10 protein-coding genes are annotated in these 12,927 nt (G+C 68.6%); 8 read left to right on the top strand and 2 right to left on the bottom strand.

What is annotated here, in order from left to right; all coding sequences use genetic code 11:
• Window positions 1–156 precede the first annotated feature (156 nt).
• Complete coding sequence (locus tag ABFX55_RS17240; RefSeq protein ID WP_183661732.1) at window positions 157–1,014, bottom strand: PAC2 family protein; 858 nt, start codon at window positions 1,012–1,014, stop codon at window positions 157–159.
• Between the two features lie 162 nt (window positions 1,015–1,176).
• Window positions 1,177–1,632, bottom strand: coding sequence for a universal stress protein (locus ABFX55_RS17235; RefSeq protein ID WP_346122213.1), 456 nt, complete (start codon window positions 1,630–1,632; stop codon window positions 1,177–1,179).
• Window positions 1,633–1,696: 64 nt separating this feature from the next.
• Between ABFX55_RS17235 and metH the strand changes: the two genes are divergently transcribed.
• The 8 genes from metH to ABFX55_RS17195 all read left to right on the top strand — a co-directional run bounded on the left by metH (window position 1,697) and on the right by ABFX55_RS17195 (window position 12,818).
• Complete coding sequence (gene metH / locus ABFX55_RS17230) at window positions 1,697–5,155, top strand: methionine synthase (RefSeq protein ID WP_346122211.1); 3,459 nt, start codon at window positions 1,697–1,699, stop codon at window positions 5,153–5,155.
• Window positions 5,156–5,249: 94 nt separating this feature from the next.
• Window positions 5,250–5,903 (top strand): HAD family hydrolase, encoded by a 654-nt coding sequence (locus tag ABFX55_RS17225; RefSeq protein ID WP_346122209.1) that lies wholly within the window; start codon window positions 5,250–5,252, stop codon window positions 5,901–5,903.
• 170 nt (window positions 5,904–6,073) lie between these two features.
• Window positions 6,074–6,535, top strand: coding sequence for a cellulose synthase (locus ABFX55_RS17220; RefSeq protein ID WP_346122207.1), 462 nt, complete (start codon window positions 6,074–6,076; stop codon window positions 6,533–6,535).
• A gap of 316 nt (window positions 6,536–6,851) precedes the next feature.
• On the top strand, window positions 6,852–7,850 hold the full coding sequence (locus ABFX55_RS17215) for an ABC transporter permease (RefSeq protein WP_346122205.1): 999 nt from the start codon (window positions 6,852–6,854) through the stop codon (window positions 7,848–7,850).
• Between the two features lie 51 nt (window positions 7,851–7,901).
• Entirely contained in the window at window positions 7,902–9,686 is a 1,785-nt protein-coding gene (locus ABFX55_RS17210) for an ABC transporter substrate-binding protein (RefSeq protein WP_346122203.1), read from the top strand.
• 80 nt (window positions 9,687–9,766) lie between these two features.
• Entirely contained in the window at window positions 9,767–10,780 is a 1,014-nt protein-coding gene (locus tag ABFX55_RS17205) for an ABC transporter permease (protein WP_346122202.1), read from the top strand.
• A complete protein-coding gene (locus ABFX55_RS17200; RefSeq protein ID WP_346122200.1) occupies window positions 10,777–11,805 on the top strand; it encodes an ABC transporter ATP-binding protein in 1,029 nt (342 codons plus the stop codon). The genes ABFX55_RS17205 and ABFX55_RS17200 overlap by 4 nt, the downstream gene beginning before the upstream one ends.
• Window positions 11,802–12,818 carry an ABC transporter ATP-binding protein gene (locus ABFX55_RS17195; RefSeq protein WP_346122198.1) on the top strand — a complete coding sequence of 339 codons (1,017 nt, stop codon included), beginning with the start codon at window positions 11,802–11,804 and terminating at the stop codon, window positions 12,816–12,818. Before ABFX55_RS17200 ends, ABFX55_RS17195 begins: the two co-directional genes overlap by 4 nt.
• Window positions 12,819–12,927 lie beyond the last annotated feature (109 nt).

Here is a 12,927-nt window from a genome sequence, read left to right as displayed (position 1 = left end):
TCCAGCTACGGACGAAATACCGCCGGAACATGCGAGGCACCGATTATTACCCGAAATCACGAAAATAGGGGAGAACAACTCCTGAGACTTCCCTGTCAGTCGCCACGCCCGTTCCGGCCGCGACGAATGGTCACGGGCACGGCAGGCGGGCGGGTCTCACTGGTCGCCGGTGTCGGTGTCCCTGCGCCTCAGGTAGCGCTCGAACTCGGCGGCGATCGCGTCGCCCGAGGCCTCGGGCAGCTCGGCGGCGTCCTTGCGCTCCTCGAGCTCCTTGACGTACTCGGCCACCTCGCTGTCCTGCGAGGCGAGCTCGTCCACGCCGTTCTCCCAGGCGCGCGACTCCTCCACGAGGTCGCCCAGCGGCACGGGGATCTCCAGCACGTCCTCGACCCTGCGCAGCAACGCCAGCGTCGCCTTCGGGTTGGGCGGCTGGGCCACGTAGTGCGGCACCGAGGCCCACAGCGAGATCGCGCGCAGCCCCGCGGCGCCGAAGGCGTGCTGCAGCACCCCGACGATGCCGGTCGGCCCCTCGTAGCGGGTCAGCTCGAGGTTGATGGAGCGGGCCAGCCCGTCGTCGGTCGCCGATCCGACGATCGGCACGGGACGGGTGTGCGGAGAGTCGTTGAGCAGCGCGCCCAGCATCACCGTCAGCTCGATGCCCAGCTCGTGGGCGATGCCCACGAGCTCGTCGCAGAAGCCGCGCCAGCGCATGTTCGGCTCGATGCCGCGCAGCAGCACCACGTCGCGCTCGAGACCGGGCGGGCGGGCCAGCGAGAGCCTGGTCGTCGGCCAGACGATCGAGCGGGTCAGCCCGTCACCCATCTCCACGATGGGGCGCGTGACCTGGAAGTCGTAGTAGTCCTCCGGGTCCAGCGCGATCAGCGGCTCGGCCTTCCATTCGTTCTCCAGGTGGGCGATCACGCCACTGGACGCCTCACCGGCGTCGTTCCACCCTTCGAACGCGGCGATGAGCACCGGATCGACGAGCTCGGGGAGCCCTTCGAGCTCGATCACGCGCCGCCTCCTCTCGCTGTTCTCAACGCCTAAGCCTATGCGGTGGGGAGGGCTCTACGTCACTGATCTCCACGGGCGTAATTCGCGGGGCTCTCCGGCGGGTGTCGCCGCCCGCCACGCGCTGACCTGGAGGCGGAGGGGCGCGCGTGACTCAGGGGCGGATCACTTTCCCGAGGTGGTGTGCACGACCAGGACGTCGCAGGTGGCCCTGTGGGTGACGCTGGAGGGCACCGACCCGAGCAGCCGTCCCGCCAGGCTGTTGAGCCCTCTGTTGCCGACCACGAGCAGGTCGGCCCGGTGCGTGCCGGCCAGCTTGACCAGCGCGTCCACCGCGTCACCCTCTTCGGCGGCCAGCACGATCTCCGAGGCGCCCGCCGCCACCGCGTGCTCCCTGGCCGCGCGAAGCGCGTCGTCGGCGGGGGTCGATCCGCTGACCTTGTAGGCCAGATCGCCGAGCGCGTCGGCGGCGGCCGCCCTGCTGCTCTCGCGCATGGGCAGATAGGCGCAGGCCAGGACGAGGGTGGCGCCGGTGGCGGCGGCCAGAGAGGCGGCGGCGGACACGGCGCGGAAGGAGGAGGGGGAGCCGTCGGTGCCGACGAGCACGGTGCGGTAGGCCATGAGGGAATCCCAATTGGACGCGGCGTCAATTGCCGACAGGGTAGCGCCCGTTAAGCTTGACCGCATGAACGCCTCCCCGTCTTTCCGCGAAGTCCTCTCCCAGCGCGTGATGGTCGCCGACGGGGCGATGGGGACGATGCTGCAGTCCTACGACCCGACCCTCGACGACTTCGAGGGCTACGAGGGCTGTAACGAGGTGCTCAACGTCACCAGGCCCGACATCGTCAGCGGCGTCCACGACGCGTACTTCGCTGTCGGCGTCGACTGCGTGGAGACCAACACCTTCGGCGCCAACCTCTCGGCGCTCGCCGAGTACGACATCTCCGAGAAGGTCTACGAGTACTCCGAGGCGGGCGCGCGCCTGGCCCGCGAGCGCGCCGACCACTGGTCCACGCCCGAGCACCCGCGCTTCGTGCTCGGCTCGATGGGCCCGGGCACCAAGCTGCCCACGCTCGGCCACCTGCCCTTCGCCACGCTGCGCGACGCCTACCGCGACAACGCGGCGGGCCTGATCGCCGGCGGCGCCGACGCGCTGATCATCGAGACCTGCCAGGACCTGCTCCAGGTCAAGGCCGCCATCGTCGGCGCCAAGCGGGCCATCGAGGCCGGGGGGCGCGACGTGCCGATCATCGCCCAGGTCACCATCGAGACCAACGGCGCCATGCTGCTCGGCTCCGAGATCGGCGCCGCGCTCACCGCGATCGAGCCCCTCGGCGTCGACCTGGTCGGCCTCAACTGCGCCACCGGCCCCACCGAGATGAGCGAGCACCTGCGCTACCTGGCGCGCCACTCGCGCCTGCGCCTGTCGTGCATGCCGAACGCGGGCCTGCCCGTCCTCACCTCCGACGGCGCCTACTACCCGCTCTCGCCGGGCGAGCTGGCCGACGCGCACGAGAGCTTCGCCCGCGACTACGGCCTGTCCCTGGTCGGCGGCTGCTGCGGCACCACCCCCGAGCACCTGCGCCAGGTGGTCGAGCGCGTGCGGGGCAAGCAGCCCGCCGCGCGCAGGGCGCACCCCGAGCCCGGCGCCTCCTCCCTCTACCAGACCGTCCCGTTCCGGCAGGACACCTCTTACCTGGCCATCGGCGAGCGCTGCAACACCAACGGCTCCAAGGCCTTCCGCGAGGCGATGCTCGAGGGCCGATGGGACGACTGCGTCGAGACCGCCCGCGATCAGGCCCGCGACGGCGCCCACATGCTCGACCTGTGCGTCGACTACGTCGGACGCGACGGCGTGGCCGACATGAAGGAGCTGGCCTTCCGCCTGGCCACCGCCTCCACCCTGCCGATCATGCTCGACTCCACCGAGTCCGAGGTGCTCAAGGCGGGCCTCGAGATGCTGGGCGGCCGCGCGGTCGTCAACTCGGTCAACTACGAGGACGGCAGGGGCCCCGACTCGCGCTTCCACAAGACCATGACCGCCGTGCGCGAGCACGGCGCGGCCGTGGTCGTGATGTGCATCGACGAGAACGGCCAGGCCCGCACCGCCGCGGAGAAGGTCCGCATCGCCTCCGAGACCATCGACGACCTGGTCGCCAACTGGGGCATGCAGGTCTCCGACATCATCGTCGACTGCCTGACCTTCACCATCGCCACCGGCATGGAGGAGTCGCGCAAGGACGGCCTGGAGACCATCGAGGGCATCCGCGAGCTCAAGCGCCGCTACCCCGAGGTGCAGACCACGCTGGGCCTGTCCAACATCTCCTTCGGCATCAACCCCGCCGCGCGCATGGTGCTCAACTCGGTCTTCCTCAACGAGTGCGTCAACGCGGGGCTCGACTCGGCGATCGTGCACGCCTCCAAGATCCTGCCGATGTCGCGCATCCCCGACGAGCAGCGGCAGGTCGCGCTCGACATGGTCTACGACCGCCGCCGCGAGGGCTACGACCCGCTGCAGCGCTTCATCGACCTGTTCGAGGGCGTCGACGTCGCCAAGATGCGGGCGGGCAAGGCCGAGGAGCTGGCCGCGCTGCCGCTGTGGGAGCGACTCAAGCGGCGCATCATCGACGGCGAGCGCAAGGGCCTCGAGGCCGACCTCGACGACGCCCTCTCCCAGCGCCCCGCGCTGGAGATCATCAACGACGTGCTGCTCGACGGCATGAAGACGGTCGGCGAGCTGTTCGGCTCCGGCCAGATGCAGCTGCCGTTCGTGCTGCAGTCGGCAGAGGTCATGAAGACGGCCGTCGCCTACCTCGAGCCGCACATGGACAGACTCGAGGGCGAGACCAAGGGCCGCATCGTGCTGGCCACCGTCAAGGGCGACGTCCACGACATCGGCAAGAACCTCGTCGACATCATCCTGTCCAACAACGGCTACGAGGTCGTCAACCTCGGCATCAAGCAGCCGGTCACCGCCATCCTCGAGACCGCCGAGCAGAAGAACGCCGACGTCATCGGCATGTCGGGCCTGCTGGTGAAGTCGACGGTGGTCATGAAGGAGAACCTGGAGGAGATGAACTCCAGGGGCATCGCCCAGCGATACCCCGTGCTGCTCGGCGGTGCCGCCCTGACCCGCGCCTACGTCGAGCAGGACCTCGCCGAGCTGTTCAACGGCGAGGTCCGCTACGCCCGCGACGCCTTCGAGGGCCTGCGCCTGATGGACGCCTTCATGGCGCACAAGCGGGAGGGCTCCCCGCTGCCCGCCCTGCGCGAGCGCCGCGTCAAGGCGGGCGCCACCCTCACCCGCACGGCGGTCGAGGACCTGCCCGCCCGCTCCGACGTGGCCCTCGACAACCCGATCCCGGTCGCGCCCTTCACCGGCGACCGCATCGTCAAGGGCATCTCGCTCAACGACTACGCCTCCTTCCTCGACGAGCGTGCGCTGTTCCTCGGCCAGTGGGGCCTCAAGCCCACCAGGGGCGGCGAGGGCCCGGGCTACGAGGAGCTCGTCGAGACCGAGGGCAGGCCCAGGCTGCGCATGTGGCTCGAGCGGATGCAGACGGAGGGACTGCTGGAGGCGGCCGTCGTCTACGGCTACTTCCCCTGCGTCAGCGACGGCGACTCGCTGATCATCCTCGACGACAAGGGCGACGAGCGCACCCGCTTCACCTTCCCGCGCCAGCGCCGCGACAGGCACCTGTGCCTGTCCGACTTCTTCCGTCCCAAGGACTCAGGCGAGGTCGACGTCGTCGGCTTCCAGATCGCCACCATGGGCGGCAAGATCTCCGAGGCCACGGCCGAGCTGTTCGCCAAGGACGCCTACCGCGACTACCTGGAGCTCCACGGCCTGTCGGTGCAGCTGACCGAGGCCCTGGCCGAGTACTGGCACGCCAGGGTCCGCTCGGAGTGGCGCATCGGCGGCGAGGAGTCCCTCGACGACATGCTCAAGGTCAACATCCAGGGCTGCCGCTACTCCTTCGGCTACCCCGCCTGCCCCAACCTCGAGGACCAGGTGCAGCTGTTCCAGCTGCTCGACCCCGAGCGCATCGGCGTCACGCTGTCGGAGGAGTTCCAGCTCCACCCCGAGCAGGCCACCTCCGCGCTGGTGGCCCACCACCCGGAGGCGAAGTACTTCAACGTCTGACCGGCCCGGCGCGCCGTCCCGCCGGGTCGATGGCCATGATCAGCCCCCCACGTCCTACGGTAGTAGTCCGAAATCCGATAGCTCCGGGGGGAAAGTGGACGCGGCCTTCTTCGACATGGACGGCTTGCTGGTCGACACCGAGAAGGTGTGGCTGAAGATCGAGACCGAGGTGATGAAGGTACTCGGGGGCGTCTGGACCCCCGAGCACCAGACCCACCTCGTCGGCGGTTCCATGGAACGCACCGTCGACTACATGCTGGCCGTGTCGGGCTCCTCGGTCGCGCCGGAGGTCCTGCGCGGCTGGATGATCGACGGCATGGTGGCCGAGCTGGCCGGCGGGGTCCAGACCATGCCGGGCGCGCTCGAGCTGCTCGGCGACCTGCGCGCGCAGGGCGTCCCGATCGCCCTGGTGACCTCCTCGCTCAAGGAGATCGCCGAGTCGGTGCTGGCAGCGGTCGGCCGCGAGCACTTCGACGTGATCGTCACGGCCGACGACGTGACCCGCACCAAGCCCGACCCCGAGCCCTACCTCACCGCCGCCGCCCTCCTTGGCGTCGAGCCCGTGCGCTGCGTGGTGCTGGAGGACTCTCCCAACGGCGTGGCCGCCGGCACCGCCGCGGGGTGCGCCGTGGTCGCCGTGCCGAGCCTGCTGCCCATCGAGCCGGCCGCCGGCCGCCTGGTGGTGTCCTCGCTCACCGAGGTCGACGTGGCCCGTCTGCGCGCCCTGGTGCCTCCCGCCTCCATGTGAGCCGTAGCGTCACCGCCCGGCCCGCGCGCCACGCCTCCACCGGAGAAACCATCCCCTAGGGGGAGATCCCTCCTCAGGGAGGAGCGGCGGCGGGCCTTTCGCGTGCCAGGATGGAGAGGTCAGCGAGACGAGGGGCGGCCGTAATGGGCGGATTCAATAGCATCGCGTGGTTGCCGTTGTGCGCAGGCGCGACGGGCGTGGGCCTGGTGTTCAGCTTCCTGCTGCTGCGCCGCAGGGGAGCGGTGGCCGCCATGCGGCTGGTGGCCTGGTCACTGCTGCCGATGGCCGCGTACCTCACCGGCGCGCTCAACGCGCTGTGGACGATCGGCTCCACCGCCGTGTCCTTCGTGACCAGCCTGGTCTTCAACCCGCTCACGTGGGCCGGCGTGGCGCTGGCGGGACTGTCGGTGGTGCTGTTCATGGTCTCGGGCGTCATCAGGGCCAGGAGGCTGTCGGCGGCCGCGCCCGCCACGCAGGAGGCCTCGCCCGCCCCCGCCCGTCCCGCGGCCGAGAAGAAGCCGGGACGGACGGCGCCCGCCGCAAAACCTGCCATCGCGCAGCAGAAGCCCAAGACGAACGACGATGATTTCTCCGATATCGAGGACATCCTCAAGCGACGCGGCATCAGCTAGCGAGATACGCTGTGCAATGTCACAGTTCCGAGACCCAACCGGAACGGGCTGTAGACATTCGAAGCAAGATCGATACGAATGCGTTTCGCGACAATCACAGTTGAGCCACATAGCGCGCGTGGGGACTAGTCAGCGCAGCTCAGGCCATAGATCCTGCCTCCTGGGACCGTGACGGACGGTCCCGGCAAGTACGGGCGTGAGTCCAGACCGGGCCGGTGCCTGATTGGACGACGCCGTCTAACCCAGGGGGCAGGAACAAGATGCGCACAACTATGGTCGTGCCCGCCTCCTGGAAGGTCAGGACAGAGGAGGGCGCATGACCGCACCGCTCGACGTGCCGGAGTCGGCCAGCCAGGCCGCTCCCGAAGCGGTGGTGGCCGGGAGCGACGCCAAGGCGATCGAGGGCCGCTCACTGGGCCAGATCGCGTGGCGGCGGCTCAGAAGAGACCGCGTCGCCATGGCAGGCGCCATCGTGATCATCCTTCTCATGCTGGTGGCGATCTTCGCGCCGCTGCTGGTGAGTTGGTTCGGACACGATCCGCTGGAGTACCACGAGGAACTGACCGACATCGGCACCCAGGCCCCCATCGGTCCGTGGGGCGGGATCACCTCGGAGTTCCTGTTCGGCGTCGAGCCGGTCAACGGCCGCGACATCTTCAGCCGGGTGGTCTACGGGGCGCGCATCTCGCTGCTGATCGCCTTCCTCGCCACCCTGCTGTCGGTGGTCATCGGCACGACCCTCGGCGTCGTCGCCGGCTACTTCGGCGGCTGGGTCGACACCCTGATCGGCAGGGCGATGGACGTCTTCCTCGCCTTCCCGCTCCTGGTCTTCGCCCTCGCGCTCGCCGGAGTCGTCCCGGACCAGGCGTTCGGGCTGTCGGGCGACACGCTCCGCGTGACACTGCTGATCTTCATCATCGGATTCTTCAACTGGCCCTACCTGGGCCGCATCATCCGGGGCCAGACACTGTCACTGCGTGAGCGTGAGTTCGTCGACGCGGCCAAGAGCCTGGGGGCCCGCGGGCCGTACATCATCTTCCGCGAGCTCCTGCCCAACCTGATCGCGCCGATCCTGATCTACGCCACCCTGCTGATCCCTTCGAACATCCTGTTCGAGGCGGCGCTGTCGTTCCTCGGCGTGGGCGTGCGCCCGCCGACCCCGACGTGGGGCGGCATGCTGTCGGACGCGGCCAGGTTCTACACGATCCCGCACTTCATGATCTTCCCGGGCCTGGCGATCTTCATCACCGTGCTTGCCTTCAACCTGTTCGGCGACGGCCTGCGAGACGCACTCGACCCGCGTGGCAACCGCTGACCTCTCTCGGACTCCCTTAACCCTGCTTCCAACCCGAAGGGGTGCGACACCTTGAGAAGAAAATCCGCTCTTACGACAGCCGCGGCCGGGCTGACCCTGGCCATGGCGCTGGCAGCCTGCGCGGGCGCGCCGACCCAGACCCCCGGTCAGGGCCAGAGCGCCACAGCCTCCACAGGTGCGACGGCGGGCGGCGGCGCGGAAACGGCCGACGCCGCGGTCGGCAAGATCTACAACCCTTCTGACAAGAAGGGCGGCACTCTCAAGATGGCCAACACGGCCGACTGGGACAGCCTCGACCCCGGCAACACCTACTACGGCTACGCGCTCAACTTCGCCCGCCTGTACGGGCGCGCGCTGCTGATGTTCAAGTCCGCACCCGGCCCCGACGGCAACACCCTGGTCCCCGACCTCGCCGAGAGCGTCGGCAAGGCCAGCGACGACGCCAAGACGTGGACCTACAAGCTGCGCAAGGGCGTGAAGTTCGAGGACGGCACCGAGGTGACCTCCAAGGACATCGCCTACGCGGTGACGCGCCAGTTCGACAAGGAGATCCACCCGAACGGGCCGACCTACCTCAACGCGCTGCTCGACTGGCCGAAGGGTTACAAGGGCGCCTACAAGTCGAAGGACGCCGACTTCTCCTCCGCCGTCGAGACCCCGGACGACCAGACGATCATCTTCCACCTGAAGGAACCGTTCGGTCTGTTCGACTACATCATGCAGATGCCGGTGACGATGCCTGTCCCCAAGGACAAGGACACCGGCACCAAGTACCAGGAGCACGTCATCTCGACGGGCCCCTACAAGTTCGAGAAGAACGAGATCGGCAAGGGCTTCACCCTGGTCCGCAACGACCAGTGGGACCCGGCGACCGACCCCAACCGCCCCGCCCTGCCCGACCGCATCGAGGTGCAGACCGGCGTCAACGCCGACGACGTCGACAACCGGCTGATCTCCGGTGACCTGCAGATCGCCGTCGACGGCCTCGGCATCGGCAACGCCGCCCTGCCGAAGGTCCTGCCGGACCCGGCGCTGAAGGCCCGTACCGACAACCCGGTCCAGCAGCGCACCTGGTACACCTCGATCATTCCCGACGTCGCCCCGCTGGACAACGTCGACTGCCGCAGGGCCATCGCCTTCGCCGCCGACCGCAACAGCCTCTACCGGGCCTACGGCGGCGAGACCGGCGGCATCATGGCCAGCTCCATGATCCCGCCGAGCCTGGCCGGTCACAAGCAGATCGACCTCTACAAGTCCGAGGGCGACAAGGGCGACGTCGAGAAGGCCAAGGCCGCGCTCGCCAAGTGCGGCCAGCCCAACGGCTTCGAGACCAGCATCTCCTACCGCACCGAGCGGACCAAGGAGAAGGCCGCGGCCGAGTCGCTGCAGCAGTCGCTGGCCCGCGTCGGCATCAAGCTCACGCTCAAGCCGTTCCCGCAGGACGACTACTTCGCCCTGTACGCGGGCAAGCCGTCCTACGTCAAGGAGAACAAGATCGGCCTGGCCATCAACGGCTGGGGCTCCGACTACCCTGACACCTACGGCTTCATGCAGGCCATCATGGACAGCCGGGACATCCGCGACGCCGGTAACTACAACCTCAGCGTCAAGATTCCCGAGGTCGACAAGATGATCGACCAGATCAAGGCCGAGCCGGACGCCGCCAAGCGCGCCGACATGTGGTCGCAGATCGACCACATGGTCATCGACCAGGCCGTCGTCATGCCCAGCGTGTACGGCAAGGCCCTGTACATGCGCGGCAAGGGGCTGACCAACGTCTTCATCAGCGACTCCCAGCAGATGTACGACTACGTCGGCCTCGGCGTCCAGCAGTAAGTCGATCCACACCTAGATAGGCGGGTGAAGGCAGCAGGTCCCCGGTCGGCACAACCGGCCGGGGACCGGAGCCGGGCACTGTGGTCACATACATCATCAGGCGCGTGATCGGCGCTTTGGCGATGCTGCTCATCGTCAGCATCGTCACCTTCGCGATCTTCTTCTTGGTGCCGCGTCTGGCCGGCGCCACCCCTGAGGCGTTCGCCGCCCGATACGTCGGCCGCGGTGCCAGCATGGACACCATCAGGCTGGTCGCCGAACGGCTCGGGTTCTACGATCCCGTGGCGGTGCAGTACGGGCGCTTCCTCAAGGGAATCGTGCTGGGAACCGAGTACGACACGGGTACGGGCATCGAACACTGCCCCGCTCCCTGCTTCGGCTACTCCTTCATCAACCAGCAACCCGTCTGGCCCAGCCTGATGGACCGCTCGCGCGTCACGCTGTCGCTCGGCATCGGCGCCGCCGTACTGTGGCTGGTCGGCGGCGTGGCGACCGGCGTGCTGTCGGCGCTGCGGCGCGGCAGCTTCTTCGACAGGTCCGCCATGGGCATCGCCCTGGCCGGAGTGTCGCTGCCGATCTTCTTCACCGGCATGATCTCCCTGTCCATCTTCAGCTACGGCCTCGGCTGGACCGCCCCCGGCGGCGCGTGGGTGGACATCACCATCGATCCGCTGCAGTGGGCCTACAACCTGCTCCTGCCATGGATCACCCTGGCCCTGCTGTTCGCCGCCACCTACGCCAGACTCACCCGAGCGGGCATGCTGGAGACGATGGGCGAGGACTACATCCGCACCGCCCGGGCCAAGGGACTGGTCGAGCGCAGCGTCGTGGTCAAGCACGGGCTGCGCGCCGCCCTGACCCCCATCGTCACCGTCTTCGGCCTCGACTTCGGCCTGCTGATGGGCGGCGCCGTCCTCACCGAGTCGACGTTCTCACTGAACGGCCTCGGAAAGTTCGCCGTCGACGCCATCAAGAACAACGACCTGCCCGCCGTCATGGGCGTCACGCTGCTCGCCGCGCTGTTCGTGGTGGTGGCCAATCTGGTCGTGGACCTCCTCTACGCTGTGGTCGACCCGAGAGTGAGGCTCGCATGACCGCTTTCCTCGACGTCAAGGACCTGCGCATCCACTTCCCGACCGACGACGGACTGGTCAGGTCCGTCGACGGCCTGACGTTCTCGCTCGAACGCGGCAAGACGCTCGGCATCGTCGGCGAGTCGGGCTCCGGCAAGAGCGTCACCAGCCTCGGCATCCTCGGCCTGCACAAGGGCGGCAGGGCGCGGATGTCAGGCGAGATCTGGCTCGACGGCGAGGAGCTCATCGGCGCCTCGGCCGACCACGTGCGGCGCCTGCGCGGCAAGAAGATGGCGATGATCTTCCAGGATCCGCTGTCGGCCATGCACCCCTACTACACGGTCGGCGACCAGATCATCGAGGCCTACCGCATCCACCACGACGTCACCAAGAAGGTGGCGCGCAAGCACGCGATCGACATGCTGGGCAGGGTCGGCATCCCCGAGCCCACCAGGCGCGTCGACGACTACCCGCACCAGTTCTCCGGCGGCATGCGCCAGCGCGCCATGATCGCCATGGCCCTGTCGTGCGACCCCGAGCTGCTCATCGCCGACGAGCCCACCACCGCGCTCGACGTCACGGTCCAGGCGCAGATCCTCGACCTGATGCGCGACCTGCAGCGCGAGTTCAACTCCGCGCTGATCGTCATCACCCACGACCTCGGCGTGGTGGCCGAGCTGTCGGACGACATCCTGGTGATGTACGGCGGCAAGTGCATCGAGTACGGCGCCGCGGAGACGGTGTTCTACGACCCCGAACACCCCTACACCTGGGGCCTGCTCGGCTCGATGCCGCGTCTCGACAGGGAGCGCACCGAGCGGCTGCTGCCCATCAAGGGATCACCCCCCTCCCTCATCAACGTCCCGCCGGGCTGCGCCTTCCACCCCCGCTGCCCCTACGCCGAGCGCACCGAGGGACGGGCCGAAACCGAGGTTCCCGAGCTGCTCAAGACGAGCCCAGGCCACCTCGTCAGGTGCCACATGGCCCCTGAGGAGCGCAGGCAGCTTTGGGAGAGCGAGATCAAGCCGATGCTGGAGACCACATGAGCGAGACGCTGCTGTCCGTGCAGGACCTGCGCATGCACTTCCCCATCCACAAGGGGCTGCTGAGGCGGCAGGTCGGCGCGGTCAAGGCGGTCGACGGGATCGACTTCGAGGTGCTCAAGGGCGAGACCCTCGGCCTGGTCGGCGAGTCCGGCTGCGGCAAGTCCACCACCGGACGGCTGGTGACCAGGCTCCTCGAGCCCACCGGCGGCAAGATCGTCTTCGAGGGCAGGGACATCACCCACATGCCGCAGGGACGGCTGCGCCCGCTCCGCCGCGACATGCAGATGATCTTCCAGGACCCCTACTCCTCGCTCAACCCCCGTCACACGGTCGGCGCCATCGTCGGCGCGCCGTTCCGCATCCAGGGGATCAAGACCGAGCAGGGCACCAAGAAGGCGGTCCAGGACATCCTGGAGCTGGTCGGTCTCAACCCCGAGCACTACAACCGCTACCCGCACGAGTTCTCCGGCGGGCAGCGCCAGCGCATCGGCATCGCCCGCACCCTGGCGCTGAAGCCGAAGCTCATCATCGCCGACGAGCCCGTCTCGGCGCTCGACGTCTCCATCCAGGCGCAGGTGGTCAACCTCCTGGAGGACCTGCAGAACGAGCTCGACCTCACCTATGTGGTGATCGCGCACGACCTGTCGGTGGTGCGGCACATCAGCGACAGGGTCGCGGTCATGTACCTCGGCAAGATCGTCGAGATCGCCGACCGCAAGTCGCTCTACACCTCGCCGATGCACCCCTACACCAACGCGCTGCTGTCGGCGGTGCCGGTGCCCGACCCGAAGGCCCGCGCCGAACGCGAGCGCATCCGCCTGCAGGGCGACGTCCCGAGCCCGATCAACCCGCCGCCCGCCTGCCGCTTCCACACCAGGTGCTGGAAGGCGCAGGAGATCTGCAAGACGGTCGAACCGCCCCTCGAGCAGCTGGCCAGCGGGCACCGCGTCGCCTGTCACTTCCCCGAGAACGCGCCCACCGTCACCCCCGCGCCCGAGACCATCACCGCCTGACCCGCGGCGCGCCAAGGCTGGGGTGGCCTCGATCCGTACGCACAGCCGGATCGAGCCCACCCCGGCCACGGGGCGACCCCCACCTCGTGGGTGAAGATCTCATGGGTGA

Origin of the sequence: Nonomuraea roseola, from assembly GCF_039535395.1 — a bacterium.
Classification (GTDB): domain Bacteria; phylum Actinomycetota; class Actinomycetes; order Streptosporangiales; family Streptosporangiaceae; genus Nonomuraea; species Nonomuraea roseola.
The sequence above is the reverse complement of the archived record's forward strand: the minus strand, read 5'-3'. Positions and strand labels throughout refer to the sequence as shown.

What these genes read in the sequence shown, in the direction of transcription:
- ABFX55_RS17235 (WP_346122213.1), bottom strand. Translation starts at nt 1,632, where the DNA reads ATGGCCTACCGCACCGTGCTCGTCGGCACCGACGGCTCCCCCTCCTCC.
- metH (WP_346122211.1), top strand. Translation starts at nt 1,697, where the DNA reads ATGAACGCCTCCCCGTCTTTCCGCGAAGTCCTCTCCCAGCGCGTGATG.
- ABFX55_RS17215 (WP_346122205.1), top strand. Translation starts at nt 6,852, where the DNA reads ATGACCGCACCGCTCGACGTGCCGGAGTCGGCCAGCCAGGCCGCTCCC.
- ABFX55_RS17200 (WP_346122200.1), top strand. Translation starts at nt 10,777, where the DNA reads ATGACCGCTTTCCTCGACGTCAAGGACCTGCGCATCCACTTCCCGACC.
- ABFX55_RS17195 (WP_346122198.1), top strand. Translation starts at nt 11,802, where the DNA reads ATGAGCGAGACGCTGCTGTCCGTGCAGGACCTGCGCATGCACTTCCCC.